The organism is Streptomyces sp. A0592, from assembly GCF_004795115.1.
GTDB lineage: Bacteria > Actinomycetota > Actinomycetes > Streptomycetales > Streptomycetaceae > Streptomyces > Streptomyces erythrochromogenes.
This window is the reverse complement of sequence record NZ_SSBM01000009.1, coordinates 174667-192863: the sequence shown is the minus strand read 5'-3', so window position 1 is coordinate 192863 and position 18197 is coordinate 174667. Positions and strand designations below refer to the sequence as shown.

At 73.0% G+C, this 18197-nt stretch carries 15 protein-coding genes and 1 pseudogene; 12 read left to right on the top strand and 4 right to left on the bottom strand.

Annotation, left to right across the window (positions count from 1 at the left end; genetic code table 11):
• Positions 1 to 186 precede the first annotated feature (186 nt).
• The 3 genes and pseudogenes from E6U81_RS16165 to E6U81_RS16155 all read left to right on the top strand — a co-directional run bounded on the left by E6U81_RS16165 (position 187) and on the right by E6U81_RS16155 (position 4284).
• Positions 187 to 897 (top strand): ComEA family DNA-binding protein, encoded by a 711-nt coding sequence (locus E6U81_RS16165; protein ID WP_346766150.1) that lies wholly within the window; start codon positions 187 to 189, stop codon positions 895 to 897.
• Positions 894 to 3266, top strand: a pseudogene (locus E6U81_RS16160) (ComEC/Rec2 family competence protein); the annotation flags it as partial. The gene E6U81_RS16165 and the pseudogene E6U81_RS16160, both read left to right, overlap by 4 nt.
• Positions 3267 to 3402: 136 nt before the next feature.
• Entirely contained in the window at positions 3403 to 4284 is an 882-nt protein-coding gene (locus E6U81_RS16155; protein ID WP_168714641.1) for a YceI family protein, read from the top strand.
• 12 nt (positions 4285 to 4296) lie between these two features.
• Here the strand turns inward: E6U81_RS16155 and E6U81_RS16150 are convergent, their stop codons facing one another.
• Entirely contained in the window at positions 4297 to 4539 is a 243-nt protein-coding gene (locus E6U81_RS16150) for a hypothetical protein (protein ID WP_030031475.1), read from the bottom strand.
• Between the two features lie 77 nt (positions 4540 to 4616).
• Between E6U81_RS16150 and holA the strand changes: the two genes are divergently transcribed.
• Positions 4617 to 5609 (top strand): DNA polymerase III subunit delta, encoded by a 993-nt coding sequence (gene holA / locus E6U81_RS16145; protein WP_240803847.1) that lies wholly within the window; start codon positions 4617 to 4619, stop codon positions 5607 to 5609.
• A 231-nt stretch (positions 5610 to 5840) separates the two neighbouring features.
• Here holA and rpsT read toward each other — a convergent pair whose 3' ends face one another.
• On the bottom strand, positions 5841 to 6101 hold the full coding sequence (gene rpsT / locus E6U81_RS16140; protein WP_030030523.1) for a 30S ribosomal protein S20: 261 nt from the start codon (positions 6099 to 6101) through the stop codon (positions 5841 to 5843).
• A 255-nt stretch (positions 6102 to 6356) separates the two neighbouring features.
• Here rpsT and lepA point away from each other — a divergent pair, with 255 nt between their 5' ends.
• The 3 genes from lepA to hemW all read left to right on the top strand — a co-directional run bounded on the left by lepA (position 6357) and on the right by hemW (position 11697).
• Complete coding sequence (gene lepA / locus E6U81_RS16135) at positions 6357 to 8222, top strand: translation elongation factor 4 (RefSeq protein WP_136230763.1); 1866 nt, start codon at positions 6357 to 6359, stop codon at positions 8220 to 8222.
• Positions 8223 to 8456: 234 nt separating this feature from the next.
• Complete coding sequence (locus E6U81_RS16130; RefSeq protein ID WP_136230762.1) at positions 8457 to 10349, top strand: AMP-dependent synthetase/ligase; 1893 nt, start codon at positions 8457 to 8459, stop codon at positions 10347 to 10349.
• A 115-nt stretch (positions 10350 to 10464) separates the two neighbouring features.
• On the top strand, positions 10465 to 11697 hold the full coding sequence (gene hemW / locus E6U81_RS16125) for a radical SAM family heme chaperone HemW (RefSeq protein ID WP_136230761.1): 1233 nt from the start codon (positions 10465 to 10467) through the stop codon (positions 11695 to 11697).
• Positions 11698 to 11905: 208 nt separating this feature from the next.
• Here hemW and E6U81_RS16115 read toward each other — a convergent pair whose 3' ends face one another.
• Positions 11906 to 12709: a DUF3097 domain-containing protein gene (locus tag E6U81_RS16115; RefSeq protein WP_136230760.1), complete on the bottom strand. Its 804-nt coding sequence runs from the start codon at positions 12707 to 12709 to the stop codon at positions 11906 to 11908.
• Positions 12710 to 12743: 34 nt separating this feature from the next.
• Positions 12744 to 13463, bottom strand: a complete 720-nt coding sequence (locus tag E6U81_RS16110) for an MBL fold metallo-hydrolase (protein WP_136230759.1) — start codon at positions 13461 to 13463, stop codon at positions 12744 to 12746.
• Positions 13464 to 13616: 153 nt separating this feature from the next.
• Here E6U81_RS16110 and hrcA point away from each other — a divergent pair, with 153 nt between their 5' ends.
• From hrcA to E6U81_RS16085, 5 genes are all read left to right on the top strand, one after another.
• Positions 13617 to 14633 (top strand): heat-inducible transcriptional repressor HrcA, encoded by a 1017-nt coding sequence (gene hrcA, locus E6U81_RS16105; RefSeq protein WP_136230758.1) that lies wholly within the window; start codon positions 13617 to 13619, stop codon positions 14631 to 14633.
• On the top strand, positions 14634 to 15770 hold the full coding sequence (dnaJ, locus tag E6U81_RS16100) for a molecular chaperone DnaJ (protein ID WP_031145725.1): 1137 nt from the start codon (positions 14634 to 14636) through the stop codon (positions 15768 to 15770). It begins immediately after the preceding gene.
• Positions 15771 to 15925: 155 nt separating this feature from the next.
• Positions 15926 to 17017, top strand: a complete 1092-nt coding sequence (locus E6U81_RS16095; RefSeq protein WP_136230757.1) for a nitronate monooxygenase — start codon at positions 15926 to 15928, stop codon at positions 17015 to 17017.
• Positions 17014 to 17757: a 16S rRNA (uracil(1498)-N(3))-methyltransferase gene (locus E6U81_RS16090; RefSeq protein ID WP_136230756.1), complete on the top strand. Its 744-nt coding sequence runs from the start codon at positions 17014 to 17016 to the stop codon at positions 17755 to 17757. Before E6U81_RS16095 ends, E6U81_RS16090 begins: the two co-directional genes overlap by 4 nt.
• A gap of 79 nt (positions 17758 to 17836) precedes the next feature.
• The gene (locus E6U81_RS16085; RefSeq protein ID WP_030027777.1) at positions 17837 to 18196 is read left to right on the top strand and encodes a histidine triad nucleotide-binding protein; all 360 of its coding nucleotides are present in this window, start codon (positions 17837 to 17839) and stop codon (positions 18194 to 18196) included.
• Position 18197: the final 1 nt, after the last annotated feature.

The window sequence follows — 18197 nt, the reverse complement described above, 5'->3', positions numbered from 1 at the left end:
CGCTCCCGTCTCTCCGACAGCCGCCTGCGGCACGGCGGAGGCCGCGGCAGGCGCCGCCACGGCCTCCGCGGCGCGCCCGCAGGTCCCCGCCCGCATCTGTCTCCGCCTCCCGACCCGGGACCGGACCCGGTGCGGCGGAGGGCCGAAGCCCTGCTCGGCGCCGCCGGACCGCCGCAGACTCCAGCGTTGCCGTCGCCGTCCTCGTCGGCGGGCGGGGATCCGCCGGCGCCGCCCGACGGGGCGGACGAAGCCCTGCCGGCCGCTGCCGCGCGGCGGCTGGCGGTGCGGGAACGACTGCCCGTGTGGCTGCAGGCCCGCTGCGCGGTGGAGCCGCGCACGGTGGCCGCGGTCGGGGTGGTACTGGTCGCCGCAGTGGGCTTCGCCGGGCAGCAGTACTGGTCGGCCCGACCGCAGGGCGTGACCGCCCCCGCGCCCGTCGCCCCGGCGGTGGCGCCGGCGGGAGGGGGCGGCGCGGGGCCCGTGCGGATCGTCGTCGACGTCGGCGGCAAGGTCCGGGATCCCGGAGTCCGCCGGCTGCCGGCGGGGTCCCGGGTCGAGGACGCGCTGGCCGCCGCCGGGGGAGTACGTCCGGGCACGGACACCACCGGGCTGAACCGGGCCCGGGTGCTGGTGGACGGCGAGCAGGTACTGGTGGGTGCGACGGCGCAGCCGCCGCCGGGAGCGGCCGCGGGCGGTCCGGCCGCCGGGCCGCTCAGTCTGGGCTCGGCCACCGTCGAGCAGCTGGACGGTCTGCCGGGGGTGGGGCCGGTCCTGGCCCGGCACATCGTCGCCTTCCGCACCGCCCGCGGCGGCTTCCGCTCCGTGGAGGAGCTCCGGCAGGTCGACGGCATCGGGGAGCGGCGCTTCACCGAGCTGCGCAAGCTGGTGCGGCCGTGAACCGCGCGGAGGGGACGGGCCCGGTGGATCTGCGGCTCGTGGTGCCGGCCGTGGCCGCCTGGGCGGCGGCCGCCCTCGCCCTCGACGCGCCCGTGGGGCGGACCGCCTTCGGTGCGGGGCTGGCTGTGGTCTGCGCGGGGCTGCTCCTGCTGGTCCAGGGCGGGCGTCCGGGGGCGCTGTGGAGGGTCGCCCCGGCCGTGGCGGGGACCCTGCTGTCAGCGGCTGCCGGAGCCGGCGTCGCGGGGCTCCAGCTGGCCGAGGCGCGGGCCGGGCCGGTCGCCGGGCTGGCGCGTGAGCACGCCCGGGTCCTCGCGGAACTCACCGTCGGCTCCGATCCCAGGGCCGCTCGGAGCGGGAGCGGGCCGCCGCTGGTGGTGATGGACGCGGTGGTGACCCGTGTGACCGGGCCCGACGGGGCGAGCACCCGGGTCGAGACGCCGGTGCGGGTGCTCGCCGGGCACGCGGGATGGGCCCTGCTGCTGCCCTCCACCCGGGTTGAGGTGGTCGCCCGGCTGGCCCCGGCGCGGGACGGGGAGCGGGCCGTGGCGCTGCTCCGGCCGGCCGGTGACGCACCGCCCCGGGTGACCGGCGGCCCGGACGCCGCCCAGCGGTCGGCGGGGCGGCTGCGGGCCGGGCTGCGCGAGGCCACCGAGGGGCTCGCACCGGATGCCCGGGCCCTGCTGCCGGGACTGGTCGTCGGAGACACCTCCAGGGTTCCCCCCGACCTGCACGAGGCGTTCAGAGCCACCGATCTGCTCCACCTGCTGGCCGTCTCAGGGTCGAACCTGACCGTGGTGCTGTTCCTGCTCATCGGGCCCCCGGGTCGCGCGCAGCAGGCCGAGCGGCGCGGGCTGGCGCCGCGGCTGGGGCTCTCGCTGCGGACGACCGCCCTGTGCGGGGCGGCCCTGACGCTGGCGTTCGTGGTGGTGTGCCGCCCGGAGCCGAGCGTGCTGCGGGCGGCGGCCTGCGGGGCGGTCACCCTGCTGGCCATCGCCACCGGGCGGCGCAGGTCACTGATTCCCGCCCTGGGGGCCGCGGTGCTGCTGTTGGTGCTCTACGACCCGTGGCTGGCCCACAGCTACGGCTTCCTGCTCTCGGTCCTGGCCACCGGGGCGCTGCTGACTCTCGCTCCCCGGTGGAGCGGGGCCCTGCGGCGGCGGGGGATGGGGCCCCGGCTCGCCGAGGCGGTGGGCGCCGCCGCGGCCGCCCAGGCGGTGTGCGCTCCCGTCGTCGCCGTGCTCGCGGCCCGGGTCAGCCTGGTGGCGGTGCCGTGCAACCTGCTGGCCGAGCTGGCCGCCGGCCCGGCGACCGTCCTCGGCTTCGCCGCGTTGGCGACGGCCCCGCTCTCGATGCCCGCCGCGGAGGTGCTGGCCCGGTGCGCCGGAGTGCCCGCAGGCTGGATCGCGGCCGTCGCGCGGGCCGGGGCCGGGTTTCCCGGCGCGGAGGTGTCCTGGCCGGGCGGGCTCACCGGCGGTCTGCTGCTGGCCGCCGCGACGGCGGCGGCCGGCGTCCTCGGCGCCCGGTGGGGGCGGCGGCGGTGGCTGTGCTCCGCGCTGGCGGTGCTGCTGCTCCTCGCGGTATTGCGGCCACCGCAGCTCACCCGTACGCTCACCGGCTGGCCTCCGCCCGACTGGAGCTACGTCCAGTGCGCCGTGGGGCAGGGGGACGCTGCCGTGCTCGCCACCGGCCCGGGGGAGGCGCTGGTGGTGGACGCGGGCGCGGAGCCCGGGCCGGTGGACGAGTGCCTGCGCGAGCTGGGGGTGCGGCGGGTGCCGATGCTGCTGCTGACGCACTTCCATGCCGACCACGTGGGAGGTCTGCAGGGCGTCCTGCGCGGCCGCTCCGTGGGGGTGATCCAGGCCTCCGTGCTGGAAGAGCCGCACGGGCAGGCCGAGTTCGTCCGGCGGACCGCGGCGGCCGCGGGCGTGCCGGTCGTGCGGGCCGTGCAGGGGGAGCGGCGCCGGGCCGGCCCCTTCGAATGGCAGGTGCTGTGGCCGCCGTCGGCCGGGTCGCCCTTCGAAGGGCCCAACGACGCGAGCGTCGTGCTGCTGGTCCGCGGTGCGGGAATCACCCTGCTGCTGCTCGGCGACCTCGAACCGCAGGCGCAGCAGGCCCTCCTGAGGGAGTATCCGCAGCTGGGCCCGGTCGATGTCCTCAAGGTCGCCCACCACGGCTCCGCGCACCAGGATCCCGGGCTGCACGAGCGGGTCCGGCCGCGGCTCGCGATTGTTCCCGTCGGTACAAAAAACCGCTACGGGCACCCGGCGCCGGGTACGCTCGCCCGCCTGCGGGCCGTGGGGGCGACGGTGCTCCGCACCGACACCGACGGTTCGATCGCCGTCAGTGGAACCGGCGTTCGGCTGCGTGCGTTTCCAGCCAGGAGACGACGTGATCGACACGGTCATACCGGGCGCGACCGCTCTGTTTGCCCACAACCCGGCAGCATGATCGAATGCGTCGTCGCCAGAACGGTCCAAGTCCACACAGCACGGGGGTGCACACGTCATGTTCGGTCGCCGACGGGGGATGGAGTCGGCCGGAAGTTCCAGCCCGCACACATCCGCGACACTGACGCTGCCGCCGACGGCGCGTCTGCTCAGCTGCCGGGTCCTCGACACGGTCCACCGGCCCATCCGGCAGGCCGCGTTCGAGGTGACGGATCCGATCGGCCGCCGGATCGTCGGCGGCGAGACCGATCCGTTCGGCGGCTTCACTGCCGCCGTTCCGGAAGGGGAGTACCGGCTCTCGGTCACCGCCGAGGGGTACACGCCGTTCCACGGGGTCACGCTCGTGGGAGACCCGGCGCAGCCCGGTACGGGGGAGATCATCCTCGACGCGGTGGAGCCGCCGGTCCTGCCGCAGCCCGGCCACTGGGAGCTCGACCCGACGCATTCGTCCATCGGGTTCACGGCCCGCCACATCGGCATGGCCCGGATCAACGGACGGTTCAACACGTTTGCCGGGGCGGTGCGGATAGCCGACCGCATGGAGGACTCCTCCATGCACGTGATCATCGATGCGGCGAGCATCGACACCGGCATGCGGCTGCGCGACGACCACCTGCGGTCGGGCGACTTCCTGGACGCGGTCCGCCACCCCACGGTGGAGTTCTACAGCGAACGGTTCATCCACCGCAGCGGCAGCCGCTGGGCCGTCGCGGGCGCCCTGACCCTCCACGGAGTGAGCCGGTCGGTGACCCTGGACACCCAGTACCTGGGCCTCGGCACGGGCATGGAGGGCGAAGTGCGGGCGGCCTGCCGGGCCACCGCCGAGCTGCACCGCGAGGACTTCACCCTCAACTGGCAGTCGGTGCTGGCACACGGGATCGCGGCGATCGGTTCGAGCGTGGACGTCACGCTGGACGTCCAGATCGTGCACAAGGCCTGACCCGGACGGGGCTCAGGGGGCCTCCAGCCAGCCTTCGTACTCGGCGGCGAGGTCGTCCAGGGCGGTGGCGTCGAGCCGTTCCCGCGGATCCTCGACGACGACCAGCCACTGGGCGTCCTCGGCGTCGTCCTCGCCGGCCAGCGCGTCGCGGACCAACTGCGGCTCCTCCGGGAGGCCGAAGCGGTCGACGGCCTCCTGCGCCACCTCCTCGGCGGCGTCGCGGTCGGGCAGGACGAGTACATGTCGCACGTTCACCCGGCCATTGTCGGACACCCGGTGGAGGGGGCCGGGGCGCGGGGGGGCTGTCAGTGCGGCGTGGGATGCTGGGGGCGATGGCCACCAGGAAGAACTCCACCGACGATCCCCTTGCCCCGATCACCCTTGCGGTGGGGCAGGAGGAGCTGCTGCTCGACCGCGTCGTGCGGGAGGTGGTGGCGGCCGCCCGTGCCGCCGACGCCGACACCGACGTCCGCGACCTCACCTCCGACCAGCTCCAGCCCGGCACGCTCGCCGAGCTGGTGAGCCCCTCGCTCTTCTCCGAGCGCAAGGTGCTGGTCGTGCGCAATGCGCAGGACCTGTCCGCCGACACGGTCAAGGAGGTCAAGGCCTACCTCGCCGCGCCCTATGAGGAGATCGCGCTGGTCCTCCTCCACGCGGGAGGGGTCAAGGGCAAGGGCCTGCTGGACGCGGCGCGCAAGGCGGGCGCCCGGGAGGTCGCCTGCCCGAAGATGACGAAGGCGGCGGACCGGCTCGCGTTCGTACGGGGCGAGTTCCGCACGATCGGCCGGTCGGCGACCCCGGAGGCGTGCCAGACGCTGGTCGACGCGATCGGCAGCGACCTGCGGGAGCTGGCGAGCGCCGCGGCCCAGCTGTGCGCGGACGTCGAGGGCACCATCGACGAGGCCGTCGTCGGCCGCTACTACACGGGCCGCGCCGAGGCCTCCAGCTTCACGGTCGCCGACCGGGCGGTCGAGGGGCGCGCGGCCGAGGCCCTGGAGGCCCTGCGCTGGTCCCTGGCCACCGGGGTGGCCCCGGTCCTGATCACCAGTGCGCTGGCGCAGGCGGTCCGAGCGATCGGCAAGCTCGCCTCGGCCCCCCGCGGGGCCCGGCCCGGGGACCTCGCCCGCGACCTCGGCATGCCTCCGTGGAAGATCGACCGGGTCCGCCAGCAGATGCGGGGCTGGTCGGCGGACGGTGTCGCGGACGCGCTGCGCGCCGTGGCCGCCGCCGACGCGGGGGTCAAGGGCGGGGGCGACGATCCCGAGTACGCCCTGGAGAAGGCGGTCGTCGCGGTCGCCCGCGCGGCCCGCCCGCAGCGCCGCTGACCCCTGTCCCGAAGGCCCGCCCGGCCGCCGGCCCCGGGCAGCCGGGGCGGCCGGGGCAGCACGAAGGCCCCGGTCGTCACCCTGGGGAAGGGGGCGGCCGGGGCCTTCGATCACTGCTGGTGTTGCTCCGCACCCGCGTGGCGAACGCTTCGTGTGCGGAGCGGGGTGCCGGTCAGGAGCGGGAGAGAGGGCCCGCTGGGTCCCTTCCGGCGATCACATCGAGTGCGGAACTCAGATGGCGGCAACCTTGGAGGCCAGCGCCGACTTCTTGTTGGCGGCGGCGTTCTTGTGGATGACACCCTTCGAGACGGCCTTGTCCAGCTTCTTGGAAGCCAGGCGGGCCGCGGCGGTGGCCTTCTCCGCGTCGCCGGCGAGGATGGCCTCGTTGGCCTTGCGGATGAAGGTGCGCAGCTCGGACTTGACCGACTTGTTGCGAAGGCGAGCCTTCTCGTTGGTCTTGTTCCGCTTGATCTGGGACTTGATGTTCGCCACGAAAGAGCCTTTTCAGGTTCAGAGTTTGATCTTCGGATTGTGTCCTGACAGCTGAGAGGGCATACAAGACACAGCTGCCCAGGCTACCAGGCACGCTACGGGCGGCCCAAACCGAGCGCACTGCCCCGTCCATGGGACCATGGGAGTCTGCGTAGAGATCCGACATCGCGCCGCCGACAGCGACGGGAGCCGGACTTTCGCTCCGACCGACGCTCCGCAAACGCTTCCGACTGCGACCGAGAATCAGGACACTGCGTGCCCGCGACCCCCAGCCACGTGCCCGAGCCGAGCCGTACCGACTCGGCGCTGATCCGCAACTTCTGCATCATCGCGCACATCGACCACGGCAAGTCGACCCTTGCCGACCGGATGCTCCAGATCACCGGCGTGGTCGACCAGCGGCAGATGCGCGCCCAGTACCTCGACCGCATGGACATCGAGCGTGAGCGCGGCATCACGATCAAGTCCCAGGCGGTGCGACTGCCCTGGGCGCCCACCACGGGCGAGGGTCAGGGCAGCACCCACATCCTCAACATGATCGACACCCCCGGGCACGTCGACTTCACCTACGAGGTCTCGCGCTCCCTCGCCGCGTGCGAGGGCACCGTCCTCCTGGTGGACGCCGCCCAGGGCATCGAGGCGCAGACCCTCGCCAACCTGTACCTGGCGATGGAGAACGACCTCGCGATCGTCCCCGTCCTGAACAAGATCGACCTGCCGGCCGCCCAGCCGGAGAAGTTCGCCGAGGAGCTCGCGAACCTGATCGGCTGCCAGCCCGAGGACGTGCTGCGCGTCTCGGCGAAGACCGGTCTGGGCGTCGAGGCGCTGCTGGACAAGGTCGTCGCCACCGTCCCGGCCCCGGTCGGCGTCAAGGACGCCCCCGCCCGCGCGATGATCTTCGACTCGGTCTACGACTCGTACCGCGGCGTCGTGACGTACGTCCGTGTGGTCGACGGGCAGCTCAACAAGCGCGAGCGCATCCGGATGATGTCCACCGGCGCCACCCACGAGCTGCTGGAGATCGGCGTCTCCTCCCCGGAGATGACCCCGTCCGACGGCATCGGCGTCGGCGAGGTGGGCTACATCATCACCGGCGTGAAGGACGTCCGTCAGTCCAAGGTCGGTGACACCATCACCAGCCTGCAGAACGGCGCGACCGAGGCCCTCGGCGGCTACAAGGACCCGAAGCCGATGGTCTTCTCGGGCCTCTACCCGCTCGACGGCTCCGACTACCCGGACCTGCGCGAGGCCCTGGACAAGCTCCAGCTCAACGATGCCGCGCTGGTCTACGAGCCCGAGACCTCGGCGGCGCTCGGCTTCGGTTTCCGCGTCGGCTTCCTCGGCCTGCTCCACCTGGACGTGGTCCGCGAGCGCCTGGAGCGCGAGTTCGGACTCGACCTGATCGCCACCGCGCCCAACGTGGTCTACCGGGTGGTTCTGGAGGACGGCAAGGAAGTCACCGTCACCAACCCGAGCGAGTTCCCCGAAGGCAAGATCAAGGACGTCTTCGAGCCGGTCGTCCGGGCCACGGTGCTCGCCCCGACCGAGTTCATCGGCGCGATCATGGAGCTGTGCCAGCAGCGCCGCGGCACGCTCCTGGGCATGGACTACCTCTCCGAGGACCGCGTCGAGATCCGCTACACCCTGCCGCTCGCCGAGATCGTCTTCGACTTCTTCGACCAGCTGAAGTCCAAGACGCGCGGCTACGCCTCCCTCGACTACGAGCCCACCGGCGAGCAGGCCTCCAGCCTGGTCAAGGTCGACATCCTGCTGCACGGCGACAAGGTCGACGCCTTCTCCGCCGTCTGCCACAAGGACGCCGCCTACGCCTACGGTGTGCGCCTCGTCGCCAAGCTGCGCGAGCTCATCCCCCGGCAGGCCTTCGAGGTGCCGATCCAGGCGGCCGTCGGCTCCCGCGTGATCGCCCGCGAGACCATCCGCGCCATCCGCAAGGACGTCCTCGCCAAGTGCTACGGCGGTGACATCTCCCGTAAGCGGAAGCTGCTGGAGAAGCAGAAGGAAGGCAAGAAGCGCATGAAGATGGTCGGCTCCGTGGAGGTCCCGCAGGAGGCCTTCATCGCCGTCCTCTCCAGTGACGAGTCCGGCGCCAAGAAGAAGTAGCCGCCTCTCCGTCACCCGGCGTACACAGGCCCCCGCGCATCGGCGCGGGGGCCTGTTTCGTTATGAACCGGCCGCTCACTGGCTCTTACGCGCACGCCGGACGCGCTCTAGTCTGATCACTGCTCAACGGTTACTCGCCAGTTTAAGAAGTCAACGGCTGCAAACCCGCCAGTCCCAAGCGCCCCCAGCGCCCCACGCCCACGCGCTGCCGCGTGGATCGGTCCGGAGGATGTCGTGAGCGACACACAGACCTATCTCGAGAACCGCCCGCCCACGGTGGCGGTCCTCTTCCGTGAGCGCGTCGCAGCGACGCCGAACGACGAGGCCTACCGGTATCCGGTGCCCGCGGCCGGCGGTACGGGCGCTCCGGACGACTGGAAGTCGCTGAGCTGGAGCCAGGCCGCCGAACGGGTCTTCGCCATCGCGGCCGGACTGATCTCCCTCGGCCTCGAAACGGAACAGCGCGTCGCCCTCGCCTCCAACACCCGGGTCGAGTGGATCCTCTCCGACCTCGGTGTCATGTGCGCCGGCGGCGCGGTCACCACGATCTACCCCAGCACCAACGCGGACGAGTCGGCGTTCATCCTCGCGGACTCCGAGAGCCGGGTGCTCATCGCCGAGGACGCGAAGCAGCTGGCGAAGGCGCGCGAGCGCCGCGCCGACCTGCCGGGCCTGCGCCACGTCGTGGTCCTGGAGGCCGACGACGCGGTCGCCGCCGAGGGCGACCCGGAGGGCTGGGTGCTCTCCCTGGCCGACCTGGAGGCGAGAGGCAAGGAGTACCTCGCCAAGCACCCCGAGGCCGTCGACGAGCGCATCGCGTCCATCACCTCCGAGCAGCTCGCCACGCTCATCTACACCTCCGGCACCACCGGCCGCCCCAAGGGCGTGCGGCTGCTGCACGACAACTGGTCGTACCTGGCCAAGGCCATGGTCGCCACCGGCCTGATCGGCAAGGAGGACGTCCAGTACCTCTGGCTGCCGCTGGCACACGTCTTCGGCAAGGTGCTGACCTCCGGCCAGATCGAGGCCGGGCACGTGACGGCCGTCGACGGCCGCATCGACAAGATCATCGAAAACCTGCCGGTCGTGCAGCCGACGTACATGGCGGCCGTCCCGCGCATCTTCGAGAAGGTCTACAACGGCGTGGCCGCCAAGGCCCGCGCCGCCGGCGGCGCCAAGTACAAGATCTTCCAGTGGTCCGCCGGCGTCGCCCGCGAATACGCCAAGGTCACGCAGGACAACTACCGCCGTACCGGGCGCGCGACCGCCCCCTTCGGCCTCACCACCAAGCACAAGATCGCCGACGCGCTCGTCTACTCCAAGCTCCGCGACGCCTTCGGCGGGAAGCTGCGCGCCGCCGTCTCCGGCGCCTCCGCCCTCGCCCCCGACATCGGCTTCTTCTTCTCCGGCGCGGGCATCCACATCCTGGAGGGCTACGGCCTGACGGAGTCCAGCGCGGCCTCCTTCGTCAACCCCGGCGAGGCCTACCGCACCGGCACGGTCGGCAAGCCGCTCCCCGGCACCGAGGTCCGTATCGCCGACGACGGTGAGGTCCTGCTGCGCGGCCCCGGCATCATGCAGGGCTACCACGGGCAGCCGGACAAGACCGCCGAGGTCCTGGAGTCCGACGGCTGGCTGCACACGGGCGACATCGGCGAGCTCTCGCCCGACGGCTACCTGCGCATCACCGACCGCAAGAAGGACCTGATCAAGACCTCGGGCGGCAAGTACGTCGCCCCGGCGGAGATCGAGGGCCGGTTCAAGGCGATCTGCCCGTACGTGTCGACCATCGTCGTGCACGGCGCCGACCGGAACTTCTGCTCGGCGCTGATCGCGCTCGACGAGCCGTCGATCCTGGGCTGGGCCGCCGAGAACGGGCTGGAGGGCAGGACGTACCAGGAGGTCCTGGCCGCGCCGGAGACCGACCGGCTGATCGAGACCTACGTCCAGACCCTGAACGAGGGTCTCCAGCGGTGGCAGACGGTCAAGAAGTTCCGCATCCTGCCGCGCGACCTGGACGTCGAGCACGGCGACCTCACGCCCAGCCTGAAGCTGAAGCGGCCGGTGGTCGAGCGTGAGTTCAAGCACCTGATCGAGGAGATGTACGAGGGGTCCCGCGAGGCCTGACGCCTGCCGCGGGCCCGGCGGGGCGGGGCGTGGTCCCGCCCCGCCGGGGCCGCACACCCCCCGCCTCGAACGCGGGCGGGACCGGGCGGTGCGCCGGGTGCGGGATGATGGGGGTATGCCTTCCGCACTCCCCGACGGTGAACCCATGCCCGAAGACGGCTCGCTGCCGTCGCACGCCCTGGCGGGCGCGGGGGAGCGGCCGCTCGGGTTCTACCTGCACGTCCCGTACTGCGCCACGCGCTGCGGGTACTGCGACTTCAACACCTACACGGCCACCGAGCTGCGGGGCACCGGAGGCGTGCTCGCCTCCCGCGAGAACTACGTCGACACCCTGATCGACGAGGTCCGGCTCGCGCGGAAGGTGCTCGGCGACGACCCGAGGGCCGTCCGCACCGTCTTCGTCGGCGGCGGCACGCCGACGCTGCTGCCCGCCGGGGACCTCGTACGGATGCTCGCGGCGATCCGGGACGAGTTCGGCCTGGCCGACGACGCCGAGATCACGACGGAGGCCAACCCGGAGTCCGTCGACCCCGCGTACCTGGCCGAGCTGCGCGCAGGCGGCTTCAACCGGATCTCCTTCGGCATGCAGAGCGCCAAGCAGCACGTCCTGAAGGTCCTGGACCGCACGCACACGCCCGGGCGCCCCGAGGCGTGCGTGGCGGAGGCCCGCGCGGCGGGCTTCGAGCACGTCAACCTCGACCTGATCTACGGGACGCCGGGCGAGACCGACCAGGACTGGCGCGACTCCCTCGCCGCCGCCCTCGGGGCCGGCCCGGACCACGTCAGCGCCTACGCGCTGATCGTCGAGGAGGGCACGCAGCTGGCCCGCCGGATCCGCCGCGGCGAGGTCCCCATGACCGACGACGACGTCCACGCCGACCGCTACCTGATCGCCGACGAGGTCATGGCCCAGGCCGGGTACTCCTGGTACGAGGTGTCGAACTGGGCCACCTCGGAGGCCGGGCGCTGCCTGCACAACGAGCTGTACTGGCGCGGCGCCGACTGGTGGGGCGCCGGGCCGGGCGCGCACTCCCACGTGGGCGGGGTCCGCTGGTGGAACGTCAAGCACCCCGGCGCCTACGCCGCCGCCCTCGCCGAGGGCCGCTCCCCGGGCGCGGGGCGCGAGCTCCTCTCGGAGGAGGACCGCCGCGTGGAACGGATCCTGCTGGAGCTGCGCCTCGTGGACGGGGTGCCGCTGACCCTGCTCGCCCCGGCCGGCCTGGCGGCCTCCCGCAAGGCCCTCGCCGACGGGCTCCTGGAGCCGGGCCCCTACGAGGCCGGACGGGCCGTGCTGACCCTGCGGGGGCGGCTGCTGGCCGACGCGGTGGTCCGGGACCTGGTCGACTGATCACCTTCCCGGGTGAACCCGCGCGGATCCGGGCCGGCCTGACCGTCGACCCCTTCGAAGCGAAGTGCACGCTGCTCACCGAGCCGTTCGGCGGTGGGGGGCGAGGCCGACTACCGCACGGCGCGGACCAGCAAGTTCGCAGAACCGGTCCCGCTGGACGGCCTCGGCGTGACGCTCGACACCGTCGATTTCGGCACCCTGCCGTAGATCAGGCGGGGGTTGTGACGAAGTCGATGAGCTCCTCGACGCGGCCCAGCAGGGTCGGCTCCAGGTCCTTGTAGGAGCCCACCCGGGACAGGATGTGCTGCCAGGCGGCGCCGGTGTTCTCCGGCCAGCCCAGCGCCCGGCAGACGCCCGTCTTCCAGTCCTGGCCGCGCGGGACCACCGGCCACGCGGCGATGCCCAGCGCCGACGGCTTCACCGCCTGCCAGACGTCCACATAGGGGTGGCCCACGACCAGGACGTGCTCAGAGTCCACCGACGCCGCGATGCGGGACTCCTTCGAGCCCGGTACCAGGTGGTCCACCAGCACCCCCAGGCGGGCGTCCGGCGTCGGGCCGAACTCCGCCACCACCGCCGGGAGGTCGTCGACGCCCTCCAGGTACTCGACCACCACGCCCTCGATGCGCAGGTCGTCGCCCCACACCCGCTCCACCAGCTCGGCGTCGTGCCGGCCCTCGACGTAGATCCGGCCCGCCCGGGCCACCCGCGCCCGGGCGCCGGGGACGGCGATCGACCCCGACGCCGTACGGGCGGGCGCCGACGGCCCCCGGGGCGGCCGGACCAGGGTGACCACAGCGCCGTCCAGCAGGAAGCCCCGCGGCTCCATCGGGAACACCCGGCGCTTGCCGAAGCGGTCCTCCAAGGTCACCGTGCCCGCCTCGCAGGCCACCACCGCACCGCAGAAGTCCGTACCCGCCACCTCGACCACCAGGTCCGGTTCCGCGGCGACCTCCGGCACGGCCTTGGGTCGCTTCCACTGCGGGGTCAGGTCGGGGGAGTACTCGCGCATCCGGCCGACACTAGGAGAGCCGGGCGCCTCCCGCCTACGACACGCCGGAACGGGCCGCCAGTGTGGCGCGTTGCGCACGCACGAACTCCGCGGTGACCACCGCTCCGTGACCCGGCACGTACAGCGCGTCCTCGCCGCCCAGCGCCAGCAGCCGGTCCAGGGCGGCGGGCCACTGCCGGGGCACGGCGTCCGGCCCGGCCAACGGCTCGCCCGACTCCTCCACCAGGTCGCCGCAGAACACCGTCTCGCGTTCGCCCGGGACGAAGACGGCCAGGTCGTGCCCGGTGTGCCCGGGCCCCACGTTGGCCAGCAGCACCTGCACCCCGCCCAGTTCCAGGGTCCACTCGCCCGACACCTGATGGCCGGGCAGCACCAGCAGGTCCACCGCCTCGGCAGCCTCCGCCTCCGCGAGCCCGTGCCGCACCGCGTCCCCGCGCAGCTCCTCGCGGCCCGAGGCGAGCAGCGCGGCCAGCCCGACCGCCCCGAAGACCTCGGCGCCGGGGAAGGCGGCCGCGCCCAGTACGTGATCGAAATGCCCGTGCGTGAATGCGATATGGGTCACGCTCCGGCCCGTCAGACGCTCGGCCTCGGCCCGCACCTCGGCACCCTCGCGCACGCACGATCCCGGATCGATCAGAAGGACGGACTCGTCCCCCACCACCAGCCCCACCGTGCAGTCCCACACCGGCAGGCGCCGCCGGCCGGCCCTCCCGGTCAGCCGTTCCCAGCCCGCCTCTTCCCAACGCACGTCCATGCCGCGACGCTACCCTGGCGGGCCTCCCTTGCCAGGGTCTTACTACCCGGCCGTACACTGAGCGGGGGCTCTCTGGCACTCGGACGTACAGAGTGCCAACGAACGCCAGAACACGTCAGAACACGGCAACGGATCACGCTGGAGGTGTGCGCGATGCTCAGCGAACGCAGACTCGAAGTGCTGCGCGCCATCGTCCAGGACTACGTCGGGACGGAGGAGCCGGTCGGCTCCAAGGCGCTCACCGAGCGGCACCGGCTCGGCGTCTCGCCCGCCACCGTGCGCAACGACATGGCGGTGCTGGAGGAGGAGGGCTACATCGCCCAGCCCCACACCAGCGCCGGCCGGATCCCCACCGACAAGGGCTACCGCCTCTTCGTCGACAAGCTCGCGGGGGTCAAGCCGCTGTCGTCGCCCGAGCGCCGGGCCATCCAGAACTTCCTCGACGGGGCCGTCGACCTCGACGACGTCGTCGGCCGTACGGTGCGGCTGCTCGCGCAGCTCACCCGTCAGGTCGCGGTCGTCCAGTACCCGAGCCTGACCCGGTCGACCGTCCGGCACGTGGAGCTGCTCTCGCTCGCCCCCGCGCGCCTGATGCTCGTCCTGATCACGGACACCGGACGCGTCGAGCAGCGGCTCGTCGACTGTCCGAGCCCCTTCGGCGAGGCCTCCCTCGCCGACCTGCGGGCCCGGCTCAACAGCCGGGTCGTCGGCAGGCGCTTCACCGATGTGCCCCCGCTCGTCCAGGACCTCCCGGAGTCCTTCGAGGCCGACGACCGGGGCACCGTCTCCACCGTCCTCTCGACGCTCCTCGAAACCCTGGTCGAGGAGGCGGAGGAGCGGCTGATGATCGGCGGTACCGCCAATCTCACCCGCTTCGGACACGATTTTCCCCTGACGATCAGGCCGGTGCTGGAGGCGCTGGAGGAGCAGGTCGTGCTCCTCAAGCTCCTCGGCGAGGCCAACGAGTCGGGAATGGCCGTAAGGATCGGGCACGAGAACGCCTACGAGGGGCTCAACTCCACGTCGGTCGTCTCGGTCGGTTACGGTTCGGGCGGCGAAACGGTCGCCAAACTCGGCGTGGTCGGACCGACCCGCATGGACTACCCCGGAACGATGGGAGCGGTACGCGCAGTGGCACGTTACGTCGGACAGATCCTGGCGGAGTCGTAAGTGGCCACGGACTACTACGCCGTTCTCGGCGTGCGCCGCGACGCATCGCAGGACGAGATCAAGAAGGCCTTCCGGCGCCTCGCGCGTGAACTCCACCCGGACGTGAATCCGGACCCGAAGACGCAGGAGCGCTTCAAGGAGATCAACGCGGCCTACGAGGTGCTGTCGGACCCGCAGAAGAAGCAGGTCTACGACCTCGGCGGCGACCCGCTGTCCTCCTCGGGCGGCGGCGGAGCCGGCGGCTTCGGGGCGGGCGGCTTCGGCAACTTCTCCGACATCATGGACGCCTTCTTCGGCCAGGCCTCGCAGCGCGGCCCGCGCTCGCGGACCCGGCGCGGCCAGGACGCCATGATCCGCCTCGACCTGGAACTGGACGAGGCGGCCTTCGGGACGACCAAGGACATCCAGGTCGACACGGCCGTCGTCTGCACCACCTGCTCCGGCGAGGGCGCAGCCCCCGGCACCTCGGCGCAGACGTGTGACATGTGCCGCGGCCGCGGTGAGGTCTCGCAGGTCACCCGGTCCTTCCTGGGCCAGGTCATGACCTCGCGCCCCTGCCCGCAGTGCCAGGGCTTCGGCACCGTCGTCCCGACCCCGTGCCACGAGTGCGCGGGTGACGGGCGGGTCCGCTCCCGCCGCAGCCTCACGGTCAAGATCCCGGCCGGTGTCGAGAACGGCACCCGGATCCAGCTCGCGGGCGAGGGCGAGGTCGGCCCCGGCGGCGGCCCCGCCGGCGACCTGTACGTGGAGATCCACGAGCTGGCGCACCCGACCTTCCAGCGGCGGGGGGACGACCTGCACTGCACGGTCACCATCCCGATGACGGCGGCCGCGCTGGGCACCAAGTGCCCGCTGGAGACGCTGGACGGGCTGGAGGAGATCGACATCCGGCCCGGTACCGGGTCCGGACAGGCGATCCCGCTGCACGGCCGCGGCGTCACCCACCTGCGCGGCGGCGGCCGCGGCGACCTCATCGTGCACGTCGAGGTCACCACCCCGGGCAAGCTGGACGCCCAGCAGGAGGAGCTGCTGCGCCAGCTGGCGAAGCTGCGCGGCGAGGAGCGGCCCATGGGCCAGTTCGCGCCGGGCCAGCAGGGCCTCTTCAGTCGTCTGAAGGACGCCTTCAACGGTCGCTGACCGCACGGCGAGCACCGCTTCGAGCCCGGCCCGGGGAGACCCGGCCGGGCTCTCGGCGTACTGCCGGAGGCCGTCCCTCCGCCCGCCGGGAAGCGGACTATGCCAGGCGAAAGCGGTGATTCGGCGCCGTGGGCCGGACGTGGCACGATGCAGCCATGTCCACCGCCGCGAACGGTCTCTCCCCCCACCCGATCGTGCAGGCTCCCATGGCGGGCGGCGCCTCCTGCCCGCCGCTCGTCGCCGCCGTGTGCGAGGCCGGCGCACTGGGCTTCCTGGCCGGCGGCTACAAGACCGCCGACGGGATGTACCAGGAGATCAAACAGGTGCGCGCACTCACCCGGCACCGCTTCGGCGTCAACCTCTTCATGCCGCAGACCGGGTACGTCGACCCGGCGGCCGTGGAGGCGTACCGCGGGCAGCTGGCCGGCGAGGCCAGCTGGTACGAGATCTCGCTCGCCGAGGAGGACATCATCGGCACCAGCGACGACGGCTACGACGCCAAGCTCGCCATCCTCCTGGAGGACCCGGTCCCGGTCGTGTCGTTCACCTTCGGCTGTCCCGCCCCCGCGGCCCTCGCCGCCCTGCGCAAGGCCGGTACGTACACCGTCGTCACGGTGACCTCCGCCGAGGAGGCACGCAGTGCCCAGCGGGCGGGTGCCGACGCCGTCTGCGTCCAGGGCGTCGAGGCGGGCGGCCACCAGGGCACCCACCGGGACGACCCGCAGATCGACGGCACGGCCGCGGTGGGGCTGCTCGCGCTCGTGGCGCAGGTACGGGAGGCCGTGGCCCTGCCGATCATCGCCGCGGGCGGGGTCATGCGGGGCGCGCAGATCGCCGCGCTGCTGGCGGCCGGCGCGGCGGCGGCGCAGCTCGGGACGGCCTTCCTGGTGTGTCCGGAGTCGGGTGCGGACCCCGTGCACAAGAAGGCGCTGACGGATCCGCTCTTCGTCCGGACGGAGCTGACCCGAGCCTTCTCCGGGCGGCCGGCGCGGGGGCTGGTCAACCGCTTCGTGCGGGAGCACGGCCCCTATGCCCCGGCCGCCTACCCCCAGGTCCACCACCTGACCTCGGGGCTGCGCAAGGCGGCCGCCGCGGCCGGCGACCCGCAGGGCATGGCCCTGTATGCGGGCCAGGGGCACCGGCTCGCGCGGGCCCTGCCGGCGGCGGAGCTGGTGGAGGTGCTGGCGGCCGAATTGGCGCAGGCGCAGAGGATGTTGAAGGAAATGCAGATGAGGAGTGCGTCATGACGGCCCCGGTGTTCGTGGTCGAAGAGGTCCCCGCCGGGGCGGAGTTCGTCCTGGACGGGCCGGAGGGCCGGCACGCCGTGTCCGTGAAGCGGCTGAACCCGGGCGAGCAGGTGGTCCTGACGGACGGCCGCGGCGGCTGGGCGGAGGCCGTCGTCAAGGCGGCCGAGGGCAAGGACCGGCTCGTCGTGGCGGTCGCCGACGCCGGGCGGGAGGAGGAGCCGGCGGTCCGTATCACGGTGGTCCAGGCCCTGCCCAAGGGGGACCGGGGCGAGCTGGCCGTCGAGACCATGACCGAGACCGGTGTGGACGCGATCGTGCCCTGGCAGGCCTCGCGCTGCATCACGCAGTGGCGCGGCGACCGCGGGGCCAAGTCCCTGGCCAAGTGGCGGGCCACGGCCCGCGAGGCGGGCAAGCAGTCCCGCCGGGTCCGCTTCCCGGAGGTGGCCGAGGCCCTGTCCACGAAGCAGGTCGCGGCGCTGCTGGCCGGCGCCGATCTGGCGATGGTTCTGCACGAGGACCGCGACACCCCCTCGCAGGCCCTGGCCACGGCCGAGCTGCCGGCCACCGGCTCCGTCGTCCTGGTGGTCGGCCCGGAGGGCGGCGTCTCCCCGGAGGAGCTGGAGGTCTTCGCCGCGGCGGGGGCGCACCCCTACCGCCTGGGCCGTTCCGTCCTGCGGACCTCCACCGCCGGCACAGCGGCCGCGGCGGTACTGCTCGCCCGTACCGGACGTTGGGCCTGACCGGCTGAAATGCGCGCCCGCGGCGGGCCCCCGGCTGGATACGATGCCCGGACCGATCAACGTCACGGGAGGGTGCGCAATGGCCGGGGAACCGCAGGCCGACTGCCTGTTCTGCAAGATCGTCGAGGGGGCCGTCCCGGCGACCGTGGTCCGGGAGACCGAGACCACCGTCGCCTTCCGGGACATCAACCCGCAGGCGCCCACGCACGTGCTCGTCATCCCCAAGGTGCACTACCCCGACGCCGCGTCCCTCGCGGCCGCGGAGCCGGGCGTCGCCGCCGACATACTGCGTGAGGCCGCACAGGTCGCCGCCGACGAGAAGATCGACGACCACGGCTACCGGATCGTCTTCAACACCGGCTCCGGGGCCGGCCAGACCGTCTGGCACGCCCACGCGCACGTCCTGGGCGGCCGCGGCCTCCAGTGGCCCCCGGGATAGC